Source organism: Niabella aurantiaca DSM 17617 (assembly GCF_000374125.1).
In the GTDB taxonomy this organism is placed as follows: domain Bacteria; phylum Bacteroidota; class Bacteroidia; order Chitinophagales; family Chitinophagaceae; genus Niabella; species Niabella aurantiaca.
On record NZ_KB893649.1, the window covers coordinates 161,998 to 180,564 of the forward strand.

Here is an 18,567-nt window from a genome sequence, read left to right on the forward strand (position 1 = left end):
CTATGACAATTTATACATAAGCGGCGGCGGCACAGCAAGCGGAATTACAACCGGCTCAAACCGGTCAAATGCTTTACAGACAGGCATTACGGACCAACAGGTCCAAAAAGCCTTCATTCGCGCAATCGATTGTACTGTTTAAAAAATAATATCCGAAGATCCGGGTTTCTCCTCTGTACCCCAGGCATACTTTGCGGTTCAGCCATGCACTGTTATTAAAAATGCGTTTAGTTTCCTATTTCTTTTCCGGTTGTAAAACAGCCGTTACCACATTACCGCTGGAAAAGATCTTCTGAGCCGCGGCCTTTACGCTTTCCGGTGTCAGCGCATTGATGTACTTTTCGCTATTCAGGAACCGGTCCGGATCCTTTTTTTCCAGCCGCGCAGAAAGGATGTATTCCAGCCAGGTACCGTTTTGCTCTATGGCTACCTTGTTCCGCTCCAGCCATTGCTGCTTCACTTTGTCCAGGTTCTCTTTAGACGGCCCCCGGGTTTCTATATTGCGGATCTCGGCGCTCATTGCTTTTAACAAGGTATCTACCTTGGCCGGGCCGGTAGGCAACTGGGTAAAGAAGCTGTAATGTGCATATGGAAAACGATCAATGCTTACCGAAGTACCACCGCCGTAAATGCCCTGTATCTTCTCCCGCAGCTCTTCGATCACCCGGATGTTCAGCACTTCGCTTACGGCCCGCATGTTCAGGACCAGGTCCGGGCTGTACGCCAGCTCTCCTGTTACGAGGGAAAGGATCAGGCTTTTTTCGGCCTCGCCTTTATACACGGTAAGGTCCACTTTTCCTTTTACCGGGCGCACTCCGTTATCTTTAAAGGCAAACTTCTTTTTTGTTGCCGGCAAACCGCCGATGTAGGTTTCCACCAGTGGTTTCAGAACCGCTTCATCGATACTGCCTACAAAGCCAAACTGCATGCCGCTGGCATCACCGAAGTGTTCTTTATAGATCTGAACCGCCCGGCGCATATCGATCTGGTCAAAATACTCCGGACGGGGAACCGCTACCGGTGCCAGCGGATTGTTCCTGTAAACGGTCTTAAGCAGGGTATCGATAAAAACCGTTTCGGGGTTGGAAAGGATATAGGCTACGCTGGCTTTATTCTTTTGCACAAAGGAATGGAATAACGCCGTATCCACTCTTGGAGCCGTGGCTTTGAGGTACAATAGTTGCAGCATGGTTTCGAGATCCTTTACGCTGGAGCTGCCGGAAAAGCCATCTGTAGTGCCCGTCAATGATACTCCTGCCGATGCGGTCTTTCCCGCCAGGGCTTTTTGCAGATCGGTAGGCGAAAAAGCCCCGTACCCCATTGCGCCCGCTACACTCAGCGCATACTGGGCATTGTATTTATCTGCAACACCATACCCATTGGTGCCTCCGTAGCGGCGTGCACCCATCCGGATCTCATCATCCTTAAAATCCGTTTTCTTAAAGGTTACAAAAGTGCCATTGCTGAGCTCCCAGGTTTTGGTGCCCAGTTTGCTATCAATGGTCTCTTTCAGTATCTTCCCGGGTTTGGGTTTAGTGGAAAGCAGATCTGTTGCGATGATCTTTTCTTCATTGGCCCTGATGTCCGTCCTGGCCATCACGGCACCGGCGGCATTTACCAAATCCTGCGCAGCCGGCAGCTTTGCCGCAACCGGCCCGGTAAGAGTCACAAAATAATTGGATTGCTTTTGCAGCGACCGGGCAAAGGCATTGATCTCCGGGAGCGCAACTTGCGGCAATAGTTCTTTTACGTATTCCCGCTCTTTTGCAATACCGGGGATGGGCTCGCCGGTAAGGAAATTGCGGACGTATTCATTTACATAATTCGCAGACTCTGTTTTCTCCCGCTCATTATAGGCCTTATCCATCCCGGCCTCCATGGTTTTTTTTACCCGGTCCAGCTCCGCCTGGGTAAAGCCAAAACGCTTTGCTTTTTCAATTTCCTCTACCAGGGTCTCCAGTCCTTTTTTTGCATCCGCCGCTGTGGCTACTCCTGCTCCCGCATTGAACTGATCGTAATTACGGGCATAACTTCCAAAATAGGTGTATCCGTAAAGAAAGGGAGGATTGGGCTGCTGTGTCAGATCGCGCAGGCGCTGGTTCAGGATACTGGAAAAGATATTCTTGATCAGGTCCTGTTCATATTCCCCCACCGTTTGCGCCTCTTTTGAAGGAAAGGCGCTGTAAGCGATCCCTACAGAGTAGTTGGTAGCTTCTTTATCCGTTACCACCATACCGTCGTTGCTGCTGTACGGTTTTACATCGGAATAATCACGTGCACGGGGATCTGCCGGGTTTGCCATGCCACTGAAATGTTTTTTTATCAGGGCTTCGGCGGTTGCCGGCTCTACATCTCCCACAACAACAGCAGCCATGAGGTTGGGCCGGTACCAGTCTTTATAAAACTTACGGATCAGCCCGGGATCATAAGCGCGGATAATGGAGTCTACCCCTATGGGGAGCCGGTTGGCATACCGGCTTCCGGCAAACAGTTTCGGATAGATCTGCCGGAACATACGGTCGTCCGCACCCTTTCCCAGCCTGCTTTCCTCAAGGATCACGTTTCGCTCCCCGTTGATATCATCGGTGTTGTAGGTAACCTGATGCGCCCAGTCTTCAAGTATCTGAAAGCCTTTTTCGAGGTTGCCCGGTTTATCCGTGGGGATGGGTAACATATAAACGGTTTCGTCAAATGATGTATAGGCATTCAGATCATTTCCAAAGCCCACTCCAATACTTTGCAGAAAGCTTACAATATCATTCTTTTTAAAATTGCGGGTGCCGTTAAATGCCATATGCTCTGCCATATGGGCGAGGCCCTGCTGGTCATCATCTTCAAGGATAGAGCCGGCATTGACCACCAGCCGCAGCTCCACTTTATTCCCCGGCTTCCTGTTCTGCCTGATATAATAAGTAAACCCGTTTGGCAGGGTTCCGATCGTTACTTTGGGATCCAGTGGAATGGAATCGGTTAGCTTTACCTGGGCAGTCAGTACAAGGCCAGCTGATAAAAGAAACAACAGGGCGATTCCTTTTATCAAGATCCGTTTTTGCTTCATAGAACGTTTTCTTGTTTTAAAGTAAAAATAATAAACAGTCGTTAGCAAAAATAAGGGATAAAGCCGTATGCCGGTTATTTATCGGCACCTTTAACCACGATCACGATTTCACCCCTGACCGTTTTTTGTGAAAAATAGGCGGCAACATCGGTCAGCGTACCCCGGTGGGTCTCTTCAAAAAGTTTGGTCAGCTCCCGGCTCACACTGCATTCCCTGCCGGGACCAAAATAACCTGCCAGGTCATTGAGCGTTTTCACAAGCCGCAGGGGCGATTCGTAAAAGATCATGGTCCGTTCTTCGGTCTTCAGGCTTTCCAGCAGGCTGTGCCGGCCTTTTTTGAGGGGAAGAAACCCTTCAAAGCAAAAACGGTTGGCGGGCAGGCCGCTGTTCACAAGCGCCGGAACAAAAGCAGTGGCCCCGGGTAGGGAAGTTACGCCCACCCCGGCCTTTACACAGGCCCTTACCAAAAGAAAAGCGGGATCCGAGATCCCCGGGGTACCGGCATCCGTAACCAGGGCCATTTTCCGCCCGGCCAGCAACTGGTCTACAAGATGGTCCGTTATCTTGTGCTCATTGTGCTGATGGTAAGGAGTGAGCGGCTTGCTGATCTGGTAATGGTTCAGCAAATGCGCCGTATTGCGGGTATCCTCCGCGAGGATCAGGTCCACGTCCTTTAACACCTCCAACGCCCGGAACGTGATGTCCTTTAAATTACCAATGGGTGTGGGAACAAGGTAAAGCATTTGGGAATGTAAAAGCGGAATATTAAATAAGAAATGTAAAACAGGCGGCCGGGATTCCAGGAACCAGATCCTCAATTCTGGATTCTGGATTCTCGATTCCCGACTACAGTACCGTTACCTCAAAATACTCCATTACCGCATTGGCCAGCAGTTGTTTTGCTGCTTGCTCACCAATACCCTTCGCTTCCTCCGGGGAAGCAGCATCGACCTGCAGCGTGATGTTTTTTCCAACCCGCACATCCGTAACGGCTCCAAGACCCAGATTGGCCAATCCACCCAGAACGGCTTTTCCCTGCGGGTCCAATAATTCTTTTAACGGCATGATCACCACCTGTACTGTATAACTCATACGCTTTCTTGTAAATTTTATTAAATTGCTTTTGCCAGGCCGGGTTCCCTGCCGGTGCAGCTTACACCCGCCCGGATCGCGGCAATATAAAAATTGTCACGCCCGGTCCGGCTTAAAAATCAAAGATACAATAACATAAGCTACAAATACCACGGGCACCGCGATCCATTTAAAAAAGACAGCGGCCAATATCGCAATGAACACCAGTAATAACTTGTCTTTATTGGCTTTCAGCGTATATTTTTTAAACTTCAGGCTGATGATGGGCAGGTTGCTCACCATCAGTCCGCTGATGATCAGGATCGCCGGATAAACCAGGAGCGGGTGAAAAACAAGCTGGCCGACGGCGGGCGAACCGGTATATGCGATCACGGGTAAGGACGCTACGGTGAGCGCTGCAGCTGGTGTTGGGATGCCTTTAAAATAATAGTGTTGCTCTTTATCCAGATTAAACTTTGCCAGGCGCCATACGGCAGCGCAGGGAAAAAGAACTGCCGGCAGGTACCACCAGCCGGTAACCGCGGCATTGTTGGCCCATCCGATCTGCAGCAGGCGATACAGGATCATGCCGGGCGCTACGCCAAAGCTTACCGCATCTGCCAGTGAATCCAATTGCGCACCCATCTGCGAGGTGGCTTTGAAAAGCCGGGCCACAAACCCATCCAGGAAATCGACAACAGCAGCGCACAGCAGCAAAAAGCTGCCCACCAGCATGCCCGTGGTGAGCGATAGCGGGGAGGCCCACAAAAAAGCACTTTCCGGCTCCAGAATAAATTTGATCGCCAGGCAGCCAAACACCAGGTTTAACAGGGTAAATAAATTGGGGATCTGTTTCATAATCGTCAGGTTAACCGGGCGGCTAACTGGTCGTTTATCTTTTTATATAAATGATACGGCTTGTACACCCGCCAGTTATTTATTTCCATCAGCTCGATGAACTGGTTCAGTTTGGCCTGCTTAAAATCATACTGGGTTTGCGAAGGCATGTTCAGGCATACGATCCAGCCGTCTGCATCGCTCAGCTCCTCGTGCAGCTCTTCATAATAGTCCCGGTCGCCGCTGTGAAAATTCAGCACATTCTCCGCGATCAGAATAAATTTATAAATGCCTTCATTCATAAATACTTCCAGCACATCCCGTTTGAGGGTCATGATGTCATTCTCTACGGCATCATTCCACTCCCCGATGAGCTCGATGACGGCATACCCTTCCTCATAATCGGCCATCAATACCTTCAGGTAAAGCGTGCGGCTGCCAAAATAATCCCATTGCGGATGAATATAGTAGTTGTACACGGCATCCTTGTATTCAAACTGGGAGTGCTCGACCCCGTAAAAGGGGGAAAGTTCATCTTCTTCGCTCAGATAAATATGCTGCCAATTGTAATATGGTTCAATATCATGCACGGTGCGAATTTACTGTTTTTTAAAAATTTGAATCTGCTGATTTATTATTTTAACTTTATAGGGGAACCGCCGGAGATGAAGGTGTTATCTGCGAACCGTTCCTTTTAAAATATTCAACCCTGTAAAGCAGACCGGGCGGGTTTTATCCGGTCCATAAAAATCATTTTTCCGGACCATTCGTTAAAACATGCGTTATGAGAACAAGCCTCGTTTGCGCCCTGGTCAGTTGCCTTTTTTTATGCTGTAAACAAAAGAACCGGCCACCAACGGCGGCCCAGATCGGATCACTGGAGCTTAAAAGAGGACCGCTTATTTCCTGCGGTCCGCCCGAACTGCAACTGGGTGCTGCGGTATTTGAGACCGGCTGTTCTACTGTAAAGGACGATTTTAATCTTGGTATTCAATTACTGCACTCATTTGAATATGAAGAAGCGGAGAAGGTATTCGCCGGCATCATTGACAAAGAGCCCGGTTGCGCCATGGGTTACTGGGGTATTGCCATGTCGAACTTTCATCCGCTATGGACCGCCCCAACTCCCGAAGAACTGAAAAAAGGAGCCGCAGCCATCGGTCTGGCACGCTCGCTCCCTGCTTCCGGCAGGGAAAAAGAATACATCGCTGCTATCGGGGCCTATTACGATCATTGGGAAACCGCCGGCCACCGCACCCGTGCGCTGCGCTTTGAGCACGCTATGAAAAAGCTTGCCGGTCAGTACCCGCAGGATAAGGAAGCAAGGATCTTTTATGCCCTTGCCCTTGATGCGGCGGCGGATCCTGCCGACAAAACCTTTCGCCGGCAACTGCAGGCCGCGCAGCTCCTGCAGGCTCTCTATCCCGGCCAGCCGGAACACCCGGGTATTGTGCATTACCTCATCCATACCTATGATTACCCCGAGCTGGCACAACGGGGGCTGGCCGCTGCACGGAAATATGCATCGATCGCACCTTCTTCCGCCCACGCCCTTCACATGCCCTCACATATCTTTATACGGCTGGGACTTTGGGATGAAGCCATCCGCTCCAATCTCGCCTGTATTGCCGCTGCCCTGTGCTATGCTGAAGCAACCAATATGAAGGGCCACTGGGATGAAGAGCTGCACGGACTGGATTATCTTGTTTACGGATACCTGCAAAAAGGACAGAATGATTCCGCCCGGAGCAAACTCGAATACCTCAGGCATATTACCGAAGTATATCCGGTAAACACCAAAGCGGCTTATTCTTTTGCCGCCATACCCGCCCGCTATGTGCTGGAAAATAAACAATGGGAAGCGGCCGCCGCACTCAAGCCCGCGTTTGAAAATATCAACTGGAACCGTTTTCCCTGGCAGGCCGCCATTACCCGTTTTACCCGCGCTTTGGGCCATGCACGTACAAGACGGCCAGGACCGGCCCGGGAAGAGCTGAAAGAACTGAACCGGCTGCAGGCCCTCCTTATTAAACAAAAAGACACTTACGCGGCCAACCAGGTAGCCATCCAGGCAAAAGCCGCCGAAGCATGGATCCTGTTTATAGAGGGGAAAAACGGGACAGCGCGGCCGTTGATGCAGCTTGCTGCAGATATGGAGGATCGTACCGGGAAACATCCGGTTACACCCGGAGAAGTTTTACCGGCCCGCGAGTTATTCGGCGATATGCTTCTGGAAATGAACCAGCCGGAAGCTGCACTGGCGGCATACGAAACTGCCTTAACCACCCATCCCGGGCGGTTCAATGCGCTCTACGGTGCCGGTCAGGCAGCCATCAGATCGGGAAAAACAGAAAAGGCAGCCGCCTACTTTCAACAGCTGTTGGCAATAACGGATAGCGGCCGGTCGGCCCGGCCGGAAATAACCCGGGTCAAAAAATACCTGAAAACCTTATGAACGCGTACCTCACTGCCACAAACGCTTAGCCGTTCGTGAGGTATTCTTTGAACGCCGCATAGTCCGGCTGTAGCTCCACGGCCTGCTTCGGCTGCAGCATCAGCTCCTGCAATATTTCCGGAATTACAACATCGGCACCAGTAGCCTGTTTTACAGCATCCGGAAACTTTACGGGATGTGCCGTTTCGAGGATCAGTCCTTTTTCTCCCGGGTGTCCGTTCAGGTACTGTTCCAGCGCCCGGTACGCCACGGCCCCATGCGGGTCGAGCGTATAACCGGTTTCCTGAAAAACCGTTTGAATGGTTGCGATCGTATCGGCATCCGATATGCTGGCGGCCGACAGGTTGTCTTTTAATTTCAGGAATTGCTGATCAAACAATTCCATAATGCGGACAAAATTGCTGGGATCGCCCACGTCCATGGCGTTGGACAATGTGGCTACTGCTTTTTTGGGCTTCCAGTCTTCTGTTTGCAAAAATGCCGGCACCACATCATTGGCATTACAGGCCGCAATAAAATGGCCCAGTGGTAAGCCGCCCGCTTTTGCGAGGAGCCCTGCACAGATATTTCCGAAATTGCCGCTGGGTACCGTAACCACAGGCGCCAGGGTCTTGTCCGCCCATTGCTTGTAGGCGAAGAAATAATAAAACTGCTGCGGCAGCCAGCGTGCTACGTTGATGGAATTGGCAGAGGTGAGGAACCGCTTCGCCCGGATGTCTTCATCGGTAAAAGCCTGTTTTACCAGGCGCTGGCAGTCATCAAAGCTGCCGGCCACTTCCAGCGCGGTAATGTTCTTCCCCAGCGCTGTCAGCTGTTTTTCCTGCACCGGGCTTACCCTGTCTTTGGGGTACAGGATCACTACCTGAACACCCTCTACATCATAAAATCCACTTGCCACCGCGCCTCCCGTGTCTCCGGAAGTGGCCACCAGCACGGTCACCTCTTTTTGCTCACCGCTCAAAAAATAACCCAGACAACGGCTCATAAAACGGGCGCCCACATCTTTGAACGCCAGGGTGGGACCATGAAATAATTCGAGCGATGCAATCCTGTCCGTAACCGGTTTTAACGGGAACGGGAAATTCACCGTTTGGGAAACGATCTCAAAAAGGGTTTCTTCGGGGATAGATGTTCCGACATAGGGCCGGATAACGCGGAATGCAATTTCTTCCTCAGAAAGGGATCCGATATTTTTTAACAGGTCAGCCTCCGCGGCGGGCAGCACTTCGGGGAAGTATAACCCCCTATCCGGTGCCTGTCCCTGTATGGCGGCCTCTTTAAACGTTACCTTCGGCGACTGATGATTTAAACTATAGTATTGCATGCGATTTTAGACGTTAGATTTTAGACCTTAGATATTAGACCTTAGACGTCCCGGCCCTGACAGATCCGGGTGTACTTTGAGGTTCGGTATCCGCTCCCCTATTCACCATTGACTATTCACCATTGACTACCTCCACCCCTTTATTGTTGATGGTTGTTACATAAACATAGTTCTCAATACCGATGCGGTCATAGATGCTGCTCATGATACCCGCCACGTTCTTTGCCACCGCTTCCGTTTCACTCAGCATAAAAATAGACGGCCCGGATCCGGATATGCCTCCACCCAGGGCGCCGGCCTCCCGGCACCGGCTCTTTACTTCGTCAAACCCGGGAATCAGGATGCTTCTTACCGGCTCGATGATCACATCCTCCAGCGAGCGGCTGATCAGCGTTTTGTCGTTCCGCATAAAGCCAGCCACCAGGCCGGCTATATTTCCCCATTGTTTGATCGCATCCTTCAGCAACACTTTTTGTTTCAGGATCTGGCGGGCGTCGGCAGTGCGTACCTCTATCTGCGGGTGCACCACCGTAACAAAAAGATCGGGGGCCGCCAGCGGAACGATGTCGATCGGGTGGATCGACCGGATGAGGGTGACCCCTCCCAAAATACAGGGGGTAATATTGTCTGCATGTTTTACACCACTGGCCAGCTTTTCGCCGATCATCGCCAGCTGTACCAGCTCATCCGTGGTAAACCGGTTACCGAGCAACAGGTTGGCCCCCACGGCCGCACCTGCAGCGCTGGCCGCGCTGGATCCTAACCCGCTGCCGGGTTTGATCCGTTTTTGTATGGTTACCTCAAACCCGATATTGCCGCCGGCCTTTTCGATGGCGGCCAGCAATACCACCCCTGCTACATTCTGTTCCGGATCCGTTGGCAAACCAAAATGATCCCTGTTCCGGATGATGACGCGCGGCTCATCCAGCAAACGGAATTCCATGATATCATACGGATCGTTCAGGGCAAGGCCCAGGATATCAAATCCGCAGACCAGGTTGGCCACAGTGCCCGGGGATTTTATTTTTACTTGTTTCATCTGAGAGGTAGTAAACGATTGATTTGTGAGATAATTGTGATGCGCTATGCCGCAATAAGTATAAGCGAACGAGGACCAGGGCTGCCGGAAACGTCCGTTGCCTCCGATCATCTTTGCTTCTTATTCATTTACCGCGCGCATAATATCGGCAAATACGCCGCTGGCGGTTACATCGGCGCCGGCGCCGGCGCCTTTCACCACAAGGGGCTGCTCCGGGTAGCGGGCCGTATAGAACAGCACCACGTTGTCTTTGCCATATAAATGGTAGAGGTCATTCTCCGGCCGTATATGCCGCAGTCCGACGGATGCTTTCCCGTCGTTGAACGTGGCCACAAATTTCAGTTTGCAATTCTCCGCCAATGCAGCATCCAGCAAACCTTTAAAATGCGCTTCCTCTTTTTCCATCGCCTTATAAAAAGCCTCTACAGAACCTTCCATGCAGGAAGGGGGCATAAAGGAGTCGTTCTGAATATCCTCCATTTCCATTTCAAACCCGGATTCCCTTGCCAGGATCAGTATCTTGCGCATCACATCCACCCCGCTCAGATCCAAACGGGGATCCGGCTCGGTATATCCTTCCTCCTGTGCCTGTTTTACCACATCGGCAAATGGCCGGGATCCGTCATAATGATTAAATACAAAATTGAGGGTACCACTCAGCACCGCTTCAATGCGGCGGATCTCATCACCGCTCCGGCGCAGGTCGTTCAGCGTGGCGATCACCGGCAGGGCGGCTCCTACATTGGTTTCAAAAAGGAATTTGGCGTTGAACACATGCGCCAGCTCTTTTAATTTTTTATATTCGGGAAACGGGGAAGCCGCGGCGATCTTATTGCAGGCCACCACCGAGATGCTTTTCTGCAGCATCTTATCATAAACCTTCGCCACGTCTTTATTGGCCGTTATATCCACAAAAATAGAGTTCCGCATATTCCGCCGGATGATCTCATTGGCAAACTCGGAAATGGACGCAGATTCGCCGCCCGCCAGGGACTCCTTCCAGCCGCTTAGGGAAATGCCTCTTTCCTTAAAGATCATTTTACGGCTGTTGCTGATCCCTACCACACTTACATTTAATTTCAAATGCTGGATCAGGAAGGAGTGCTGCTGTTTTAATTGTTCCATCAGCTTGGCTCCCACATTCCCCAGTCCTACAATAAACAGATTGAGCTGTTTTTGTATGGTTTCGAAAAATTCTTCGTGCAATACATTAATGGCTTTGCCTACATCATCCGTAGCGATCACCGTGCTGATGTTCTTTTCAGAAGAGCCCTGCGCGATCGCGCGGATATTGATCCCGTTCCGGCCCAAAGCGCCAAACATCCTTCCGCTGACCCCGGGAAGGCTTTTCATATTTTCCCCTACCAGCGCCACGATCGAAAGATGGGTTTCCGCTTTCAGCGGCTCTACTTTTTTGAGCGCGATCTCATCCGCAAAGGTCTTATCCACGATCCTCTTTGCGGCCTGCAGGTGTTTCTGGTCGATGGCTACACAGATCGAGTGCTCGGAAGAGCTTTGAGTGATCAGCACTACGTTGATCCGCTCTTTGCTCAATGCCTCAAACAACCGCTTTGAAAACCCGGGAATGCCGATCATCCCGCTTCCCTCCAGGCTCAGAAGGGCTATATTGTTCACGCTGGAGATACCGCTTACGATATGCTCCCGTACGACTTTTGTATCTTTTATCTTTCCACCGACCACCGTTCCCGGCATCTCAGGAGCGAACGTATTCTTTACATACAGCGGTATGTTCTTGCTCATTACCGGCTGAATGGTGGGCGGGTACAATACCTTGGCGCCAAAGTGCGACAGTTCCATTGCCTCACTGTAAGAAATGCGTTCGATCACCTTGGCATTGGCCGCCAGCCGCGGGTCTGCCGTCATCATCCCGTTCACGTCTTTCCAAACCTGCAGCGATTCTGCATCAATGGCCGCAGCGATCAGGGAAGCGGTATAGTCGGAGCCGCCCCGGCCCAGCGTTGTAGTGATCCCCTGCTCGTCGGAACCGATAAAACCCGGGATGACAAATACGTTGCTTTTATTTTCCTTAAAATACTTCCGGATCTCCTTTTCAGTTGTCTCCAGATGCACTTCCGCATGTGTATAATCGCTGTTTGTAAAAATAAACTGGCGCGCATCTTTCCATACCACAAACAGTCCCAAATGTTTGAAAGCCTCCGCAATGATCTGTGAAGAAAGCCATTCGCCGTAAGCGGCCAGCCGGTCCTGGTTCTTCGGGGTGATCTCCCGCAATAAGAAAATCCCGTTGCAGATCTCTTCTATTTCATTGATCGCCTTTTTAACCAGGCTCAGTAAGGAGCTTTGCGAAGCGATCGGGATCAGTGCCTTGATGGTTTCAAAATGACGCTGCTCGATCACTGTGACCTTTGACCGGAAATCTTCATTGCCATCCGCGGCCTCTTTGCCCGATGTCAATAAAAGATCTGTGACACCGCCTAAAGCGGAAACAATAACAACAATTGAATTCTTCTTTGCAGCATTGTCTACAATAGCCGCAACTTTTTTTATATTCTCAGCACTGGCTACAGATGAGCCGCCAAACTTAAAGACCTGCATGAACTTGATTTAGTAATAAAAGAAAAGGGAATAAACCCGGGGTAAAAAACGGCAGAATGCCCGATGGATGATATAGCAGCGTACAACCCTCAAGGGGTTGTGGTAATAGTGGTAGCAGTTTCGTTACCGAAAGCTAAAGAAGGTTGGATATTTTGAAAACAGTATTGCATTTTATTAGATACCTGCACAAGATAAGGGAGAATATTTAAAATTATAACAAATACAGCCACTTTTTTGAAAAAAAGCCCCCGGTGGCAAGATCCTGTGTTTGTTAAAATATTGATTTCCCTCCTGTTTTTGCAACGAAACCGCCGAAAAGGGCGTCTTACCGGCCAGGGGTCTGAAGACAAATGGTCTTCCGGCCAAAGTATAATGAATCCTTAAAATACCGGAATTTTTACGGCCTTTGCCGCCGAAGCGCCTGTATTTTTTAAACTTAGGCATTTGTTTTGTTGTTACCGGGTCAGCATATTGATCTCCTTCAACAAAACCATTATTTTTAAAAGAATCCATTGTTATGAACCGATCATTTTTTTTACCCATTGGGGCCGTTCTTACCGCACTGTTCTTATCCGGTTGTGTGAGCAGTAAGAAATTTACCGCCCTGCAGACCGATTATCAGAACCTTAATCAGCGCTACCAGGCCAGCCAGGTTGATCTGGCAGAAAGTAAAGCGCGGGTTAAAAGCCTTGAAGAGCAATTAGAACAGGAACGCACCAATAATGCCTCTCTGAAAAAAGCGCTGGCGGCCCTCCAGGGTTCGCTGGATAAAAGCATTAATCAGAATACACAGGGGAATGTCAATATTTCGAAGCTTGTAGACGAGATCAATGCATCGAATAAATACATCCAGCACCTGGTAAATGCCAAAAATAAGAGCGACTCGCTGCTGATCGTGTTGACCAACAACCTGACCCGCTCTTTAAGCAGGGATGAGCTCCAGGATGTGGACGTTAAAGTATTGAAAGGTGTGGTGTATATTTCACTGGCCGATAACATGCTTTATAAATCCGGAAGCTATGAAATCTCAGAGCGCGCGGGCGACATCCTCAGCAAGATCGCAAAAATCATACAGGACTATAAAGACTATGAAGTACTGGTTGAAGGAAACACCGACAACGTACCCATCAATCGCCCCAATATCCGCAACAACTGGGACCTGAGCTCTCTGCGGGCGGCCTCTGTGGTGATCGCATTGCAAACACAATACGGCATCGATCCCAAACGCCTGACAGCAGGCGGCCGTGGTGAATACAACCCGGTGGCTGGCAATGATACTGAAGAGGGTAAAGCACGCAACCGGAGAACGCAGATCATCATTACACCGAAGCTGGACCAGTTCATGGAACTGATCGACAAGGCTCCGGAGAACAGCAAAGACACTACACAATCGGTTACGCCGGGCATGTAAAAACAGCTTATACATCTGAAAACCTGCATGGGAGTGCCCATGCAGGTTTTTTTTGCTCCTGCTCCCAAAGCCGTCTAAGGGTTTGGGCCTCTCTTTTGACGGTTGGTATGATGATTGGTTGGTTGGGGCGCCCCGAAGCCCCGGTGGGCGCATAAATTACAGCCGCTGATGTGCTGATTTGACTGGCGGAATTGCCGAATCAAATTAAAACAGCAATTCGATATAACCCGCCCGGAGTTACTCAACCGGGCTTTCCGCCATTCCCGATGCACCTCCGCCTGCCATTTGCGGATCCGTTACGGACACGGCTCCTGTTTCTACATGGCCGGCATAGTGCCGCTCATACGACGGATGCTGTGGCAACAGCACGGAGAAGTCGTACCATTGGCCGCTTTTCCCCAGCCGGATGCGGATCTTTTTGGTTGTGTGTGGCTGCAGCGTCAGCTCCCGCCCGGGTAATTGATATGCATGATCTTTGAACAATACTGTTTGTACACCGGGCGTATTGTTTTGCAACAGCAGCTCCAGGTCTCCGTTCAGTTTTTTCCGGAACAACCCCTTTTGTTCGTAGGTGGCGGCAACCGTTATATCCGGGTCGGTCTCCGCGCCCCGGAAGCGCCGGAAAAAGCCATTGGGTCCCTGTACGACCAGGTCGTACCGGCCACCGGAAAAATTTTTGATCTCAAAATGATCTATCAATACTCCGCCCGCGCTTAGGGCGTAAAACCAGGTCTTGCCGGCAACAGTATTATAAGAAGCAGGCGTATAAACATTAAAGGGAGCGCCCCTCAGTCCGGCATCCGCATGATGCGTTCCGCTGCCGGCCCGGAGCTCAATTTCCAATTGTCCTTCACGGGTACGGCAATCCGCAAAAAGCCGGTAGGGCAATGCGGTAGCGGGTCTTGTACCTTTCTCCTGCCGCGGCATGCGGCTGCGATTGGCCGGCGTCCCTGCCGTGGCACCGTTGACGGCACGGATCTCTTCTTCCGTCAATGGCAACGGAGGTTTTTGCTCCGGCTTATTCCGGGCATTTTGGATATCCTGTACCACGCTTTCTTTTTTTAAGGAAGCGGGCAGGGGATACTGCTCACCGTTATACGGACGGAATACGGATGTCAGATCCCCGCAAACAGCCCTGCGCCAGTCGCTGATATGCGGGCTGCGGATGGTTTTACCGGTTTTCTTTGAAAGAAAGGTTTCCAGGAACATCAGTGCAGAGGTATGATCAAAAACCTCTGAATTCACAAATCCACCCCTGCTCCAGGGAGAAGCAACGATAAACGGTACGCGGTATCCGAGGCCAATGGGCAGGTCATGCTCCCAGGAAAAGTCGGGGGCCGGATCTATGCCGTCCGAAACCTTTCCGGTGGAATGGTCTCCTTTTTTGGGCACTGCAAAAGGAGCCAGGTGATCGTAATAACCATCGTTCTCATCATAGGTCAGAATAAAGATCGTCTTCTTCCATACCTCCGGGTTTTCCGTGAGGATCTTCAGCGCCTCCGATACATACCAGGTACCGTACAGGGGCGTACTGGTATGATCGGAAAAAGCCTGGGGCGCCACCAGCCAGGACACGGCAGGCAGTGTTCCGTTTTTTACATCCGCCCGGAATTGTTTAAAAATATCCTGTGCGGGAATGTTCACTGTTTTTTGCTGTCCCATATCATCGGTGAAGGTATACGGCTCCAGTTTCAGGTAGGCATCTCCGTCATCCTCATTTGTGGTGAACGCCTTATCGACCAAGTTCTTTTCTTTTTCTGTAAGCTGCGCGTATTGCTGCTGTACTTTCTCTGCGGGTATTTTTTCCTTACCGGTATGATCTCCGTTCTTTCGGAAATACGATGAAAGCTTTACCCGGTGATTCTTTATATATTCTACCGCATTATCGCCATAGTTGCCCAGCCAGTAATCCGTTTCATCCGGCAGGGCGGCCGTCCAGAGCCCGTTCTGGTAGATCCGCCAGGGAATACCGTGCTCTTCCAGCAGCTCCGGAAAAGAGCTCCAGTCTACATACACATTGTTGCGCGATTCGGCCTGGGAATTCCGGACGGCCGGCTTGCTTTCGCCCGACAGATCCGGCCGGATATTCCCCGTCCAAAAGAACAGCCGGTTCGGGGTGGTACCGGTCAGCGAGGAGCAAAAATTATGATCGCAGATGGTAAAGGCATCCGCCAATGCGTAATAGAAGGGTACATCTGTTCTTTGATAATGCCCCATGCACATGACCGTTTTATTGGGGATCCACTGATCGTACCGGCCCTGATTCCGGGCAGCGCTCTGATCCGGCCAGTCGTGCGGAAGCCCACCCTGCCAGGTGATCTTTGTTTTGTTGATATCAATATGGAACGGTACATAAGCATTCCCTTCTTTATCTTTCTGGATCCAGGCTTTGTTCTGATCCGGCAATATTTTTACCCGGGGGTCATTAAATCCCCGTACACCCTGCAGGCAGCCGAACATATGATCAAAGGACCGGTTCTCCTGCATCAGGAAAACGACATGCTCTGCGTCATAAAAGGTCGTTCCGGGCGCTGCGCTGATGCTGGCAGCCTTTGCAATGGAAGTGGGCAATACGTTGGTCAGCCCGGCCGCTCCTGATAAGATGGTTGCGTTCTTCAGAAAATCTCTCCTGCTCTTATTCATGATGTGGTTTGATCATTAATGAGCGCAAAAGATACTGATTTTATGAACGGTCCCGGATGAAAAAGGATGGATGGCCCGTTATATGAGGGGTGTTTTTCCGGTATCCCGGTAGTAATCGATCTTGGACAGGAACATCGCTGCCATTTTTTCTGCGCGCCATTTTGCTTCCTCAGCCTTCGGCCCCTGAAAGTAGGTATCAATGGTTTCCTGCCACAGCCGTAGCCAGGTATCAAAATGCGGCCCGCTGATGGGCAGCTTTGCATGTGGTGGAAAAGGGCTGCCAAAATAAGTATGGTTCCCCAGCAGCACGGTTTCCCAGAACCGGTACATTTTCTCCAGGTGCTGCGGCCACTGGTCGCGGATCACGGCATCAAAGACCGGTCCCACCTGCTGGTCTTCCCGGATCTTTGTGTAGAACTGATCCACCAGCAGCTGTATGTCTTCCCTTGTAGTGATCTCTTTTTTTAGTACCGTCATTTTAATTCATTGAAAGATATCGTATCAGATAATATAAGGTCCACGCGGTAAAGGCAATGATCAGCACCCAGATCCACAGCGGGATGCTTTGCGGCGTTTCGCTTCCCTCGATCAGAAAGGAGCGGGAATCGCCTTTGCCGTATGCATGGATCATTACGGGCAGGATGCCGTCCACCACTTCGTGCTCCCTGATCCCCTCTACCGCTATTGCCGGTCCGTTGCGGACAACAAAGGGGATCTTCCGGATCCCTTCTTTCCCGGAGGGGTCCCTGCTCACAATTTTCAATATATGTTCCCCGTCTGTCAATTTATGCGTATCCAGCTCAAAATTGACGGGCGCCTCCAGCTGCAGCACCGGGTTGGGCGCTTCATCAATAAAAACATAAATCGTACTCTTATCCATAACAAAGCTACTTATTTAAAAATTGAGCGTTTAATATGATCTGCGGAAGTTTCTCCCGGCCGCAGGATCCATTTTACCGAAAAGAACAGCGAAAGGGCCACAATGGCCGCTACCGCTGCAACGATCCAAAGGTCCCAGCGGCTTTCCGGGCCGGCGCCGTGACTGATCCCCCGCAATAGTTCTGGTTGTCTACGTTCACAAACCGTACAAGCCACAGCGATGGTTCCGGACCCGAAAAAACAACTGAAAAATAATATCCGTTTTCTCATTCCGATGTTTTTAACTTCAACAAATCAATGATCTTTTTTACGTCTTCGGGCGCCACTTTTTTGCCCTGGTTGCCCCAGCTCGTCCGTTCGTGGTCGATGATGGCGGCTACTTCATTTTCGGTAAAATTCATATTCGTTCCTACCGGCGGCATCACGCCATACTCCTCGCGCGCATCATACCCGTTCATAATGATGTCTACATATTTTTCCAGGTCTTCCCCCGTAACCACGGGGCTGCCTTTCAGCGCCGGAAAAGCACCGGGCAGTCCCTCCCCGTTTTCCTGGTGGCAGCTCTGACAATTGGCGGCATACAGCGCCTGCCCGTCGACGGTGGCTGCTGTGCCCTCGCCGGCTGCTGCTTTTTTCTCCTTCTTATATAAGAATTCCGGTACCGCGGTATTTTGCGGCAGGGCTGCCTGTTTGAGGGATTGCAGGTAGGCCAGCAGGTACAGGGCATCCTTTGTTGCCACGATCTTTTCATCACCGTTCAGGTAGGCCGCCGGCACATTGACCACAACATCTGATTCCGCCGGGTCTTTTTTCCGCTCAAACAACCAGGGATAGGCGGGCATTACGGATTCCTTCACCACAATCCTCGGGTTAAAAAGGTGCACGAGGTTCCAGTCCTTGCCCGGCTGGCGGGTGCCAACATTGGTGAGGTCCGGTCCCGTACGCTCCGTACCCATCAGGGTAGCGGTATTGCGCCAAAAATCGGTACGGACATTTGCCGCATAATCAGCGGCCAGCCCGGGCCGGTCGCCCCATACCTTATCCATATCAATATTCCGTACCTGCTGGGTATGACAGGCCACGCATCCGTTGGCAATGTATATCCCCTTCCCGATACGGGCCTCTTTACTGAGCGCCGGGGCGCCCGGCAGGGGCCTGTTCTGCTTTTGATTGGAAAGCGCAGGAACTATTGCTACCAACACGGTCAGTCCTGCAAAAAAAAGCGCCGCGTTTGAAAAAAGTAGTTTATGATTATCAAGCATGCTCATCTTCT

15 protein-coding genes are annotated in these 18,567 nt (G+C 50.9%); 2 read left to right on the forward strand and 13 right to left on the reverse strand.

Annotated features, from left to right (window positions below):
• Positions 1–235: 235 nt before the first annotated feature.
• From B160_RS0127550 to B160_RS0127570, 5 genes are all read right to left on the reverse strand, one after another.
• Positions 236–3,058, reverse strand: a complete 2,823-nt coding sequence (locus B160_RS0127550; RefSeq protein ID WP_018631205.1) for a M16 family metallopeptidase — start codon at positions 3,056–3,058, stop codon at positions 236–238.
• A gap of 74 nt (positions 3,059–3,132) precedes the next feature.
• Positions 3,133–3,801, reverse strand: a complete 669-nt coding sequence (rsmI, locus tag B160_RS0127555; protein ID WP_018631206.1) for a 16S rRNA (cytidine(1402)-2'-O)-methyltransferase — start codon at positions 3,799–3,801, stop codon at positions 3,133–3,135.
• Between the two features lie 103 nt (positions 3,802–3,904).
• A complete protein-coding gene (gene purS / locus B160_RS0127560; RefSeq protein ID WP_018631207.1) occupies positions 3,905–4,150 on the reverse strand; it encodes a phosphoribosylformylglycinamidine synthase subunit PurS in 246 nt (81 codons plus the stop codon).
• A 96-nt stretch (positions 4,151–4,246) separates the two neighbouring features.
• The gene (locus B160_RS0127565; protein WP_018631208.1) at positions 4,247–4,987 is read right to left on the reverse strand and encodes a CDP-alcohol phosphatidyltransferase family protein; all 741 of its coding nucleotides are present in this window, start codon (positions 4,985–4,987) and stop codon (positions 4,247–4,249) included.
• A gap of 5 nt (positions 4,988–4,992) precedes the next feature.
• Entirely contained in the window at positions 4,993–5,556 is a 564-nt protein-coding gene (locus tag B160_RS0127570; RefSeq protein WP_018631209.1) for a hypothetical protein, read from the reverse strand.
• 194 nt (positions 5,557–5,750) lie between these two features.
• Between B160_RS0127570 and B160_RS0127580 the strand changes: the two genes are divergently transcribed.
• Positions 5,751–7,421 (forward strand): tetratricopeptide repeat protein, encoded by a 1,671-nt coding sequence (locus tag B160_RS0127580; RefSeq protein WP_018631211.1) that lies wholly within the window; start codon positions 5,751–5,753, stop codon positions 7,419–7,421.
• A 25-nt stretch (positions 7,422–7,446) separates the two neighbouring features.
• On the opposite strand, the gene thrC is transcribed toward B160_RS0127580, so the two are convergent.
• From thrC to thrA, 3 genes are all read right to left on the reverse strand, one after another.
• A complete protein-coding gene (gene thrC / locus B160_RS0127585; protein WP_018631212.1) occupies positions 7,447–8,745 on the reverse strand; it encodes a threonine synthase in 1,299 nt (432 codons plus the stop codon).
• 112 nt (positions 8,746–8,857) lie between these two features.
• Positions 8,858–9,784: a homoserine kinase gene (locus tag B160_RS0127590; protein ID WP_018631213.1), complete on the reverse strand. Its 927-nt coding sequence runs from the start codon at positions 9,782–9,784 to the stop codon at positions 8,858–8,860.
• Between the two features lie 120 nt (positions 9,785–9,904).
• The gene (gene thrA, locus B160_RS0127595; protein WP_018631214.1) at positions 9,905–12,361 is read right to left on the reverse strand and encodes a bifunctional aspartate kinase/homoserine dehydrogenase I; all 2,457 of its coding nucleotides are present in this window, start codon (positions 12,359–12,361) and stop codon (positions 9,905–9,907) included.
• A gap of 517 nt (positions 12,362–12,878) precedes the next feature.
• Between thrA and B160_RS0127605 the strand changes: the two genes are divergently transcribed.
• Positions 12,879–13,772: an OmpA/MotB family protein gene (locus B160_RS0127605; protein ID WP_018631216.1), complete on the forward strand. Its 894-nt coding sequence runs from the start codon at positions 12,879–12,881 to the stop codon at positions 13,770–13,772.
• Positions 13,773–14,009: 237 nt separating this feature from the next.
• Here B160_RS0127605 and B160_RS0127610 read toward each other — a convergent pair whose 3' ends face one another.
• The 5 genes from B160_RS0127610 to B160_RS0127630 all read right to left on the reverse strand — a co-directional run bounded on the left by B160_RS0127610 (position 14,010) and on the right by B160_RS0127630 (position 18,562).
• Positions 14,010–16,415, reverse strand: a complete 2,406-nt coding sequence (locus tag B160_RS0127610; RefSeq protein WP_018631217.1) for a phosphocholine-specific phospholipase C — start codon at positions 16,413–16,415, stop codon at positions 14,010–14,012.
• Between the two features lie 78 nt (positions 16,416–16,493).
• Positions 16,494–16,892 carry a group III truncated hemoglobin gene (locus tag B160_RS0127615; protein WP_018631218.1) on the reverse strand — a complete coding sequence of 133 codons (399 nt, stop codon included), beginning with the start codon at positions 16,890–16,892 and terminating at the stop codon, positions 16,494–16,496.
• Between the two features lies 1 nt (position 16,893).
• The gene (locus tag B160_RS0127620; protein WP_018631219.1) at positions 16,894–17,295 is read right to left on the reverse strand and encodes a hypothetical protein; all 402 of its coding nucleotides are present in this window, start codon (positions 17,293–17,295) and stop codon (positions 16,894–16,896) included.
• Positions 17,296–17,306: 11 nt separating this feature from the next.
• The gene (locus B160_RS0127625; protein ID WP_018631220.1) at positions 17,307–17,564 is read right to left on the reverse strand and encodes a hypothetical protein; all 258 of its coding nucleotides are present in this window, start codon (positions 17,562–17,564) and stop codon (positions 17,307–17,309) included.
• Positions 17,561–18,562, reverse strand: coding sequence for a cytochrome c (locus B160_RS0127630; RefSeq protein WP_018631221.1), 1,002 nt, complete (start codon positions 18,560–18,562; stop codon positions 17,561–17,563). Before B160_RS0127630 ends, B160_RS0127625 begins: the two co-directional genes overlap by 4 nt.
• Positions 18,563–18,567: the final 5 nt, after the last annotated feature.

Coding starts and splice junctions, on each gene's coding strand:
- B160_RS0127550 (WP_018631205.1), bottom strand. CDS start 3,058: ATGAAGCAAAAACGGATCTTGATAAAAGGAATCGCCCTGTTGTTTCTT.
- rsmI (WP_018631206.1), bottom strand. CDS start 3,801: ATGCTTTACCTTGTTCCCACACCCATTGGTAATTTAAAGGACATCACG.
- purS (WP_018631207.1), bottom strand. CDS start 4,150: ATGAGTTATACAGTACAGGTGGTGATCATGCCGTTAAAAGAATTATTG.
- B160_RS0127565 (WP_018631208.1), bottom strand. CDS start 4,987: ATGAAACAGATCCCCAATTTATTTACCCTGTTAAACCTGGTGTTTGGC.
- B160_RS0127580 (WP_018631211.1), top strand. CDS start 5,751: ATGAGAACAAGCCTCGTTTGCGCCCTGGTCAGTTGCCTTTTTTTATGC.
- thrC (WP_018631212.1), bottom strand. CDS start 8,745: ATGCAATACTATAGTTTAAATCATCAGTCGCCGAAGGTAACGTTTAAA.
- B160_RS0127590 (WP_018631213.1), bottom strand. CDS start 9,784: ATGAAACAAGTAAAAATAAAATCCCCGGGCACTGTGGCCAACCTGGTC.
- thrA (WP_018631214.1), bottom strand. CDS start 12,361: ATGCAGGTCTTTAAGTTTGGCGGCTCATCTGTAGCCAGTGCTGAGAAT.
- B160_RS0127605 (WP_018631216.1), top strand. CDS start 12,879: ATGAACCGATCATTTTTTTTACCCATTGGGGCCGTTCTTACCGCACTG.
- B160_RS0127610 (WP_018631217.1), bottom strand. CDS start 16,415: ATGAATAAGAGCAGGAGAGATTTTCTGAAGAACGCAACCATCTTATCA.
- B160_RS0127615 (WP_018631218.1), bottom strand. CDS start 16,892: ATGACGGTACTAAAAAAAGAGATCACTACAAGGGAAGACATACAGCTG.
- B160_RS0127620 (WP_018631219.1), bottom strand. CDS start 17,295: ATGGATAAGAGTACGATTTATGTTTTTATTGATGAAGCGCCCAACCCG.
- B160_RS0127625 (WP_018631220.1), bottom strand. CDS start 17,564: ATGAGAAAACGGATATTATTTTTCAGTTGTTTTTTCGGGTCCGGAACC.
- B160_RS0127630 (WP_018631221.1), bottom strand. CDS start 18,562: ATGAGCATGCTTGATAATCATAAACTACTTTTTTCAAACGCGGCGCTT.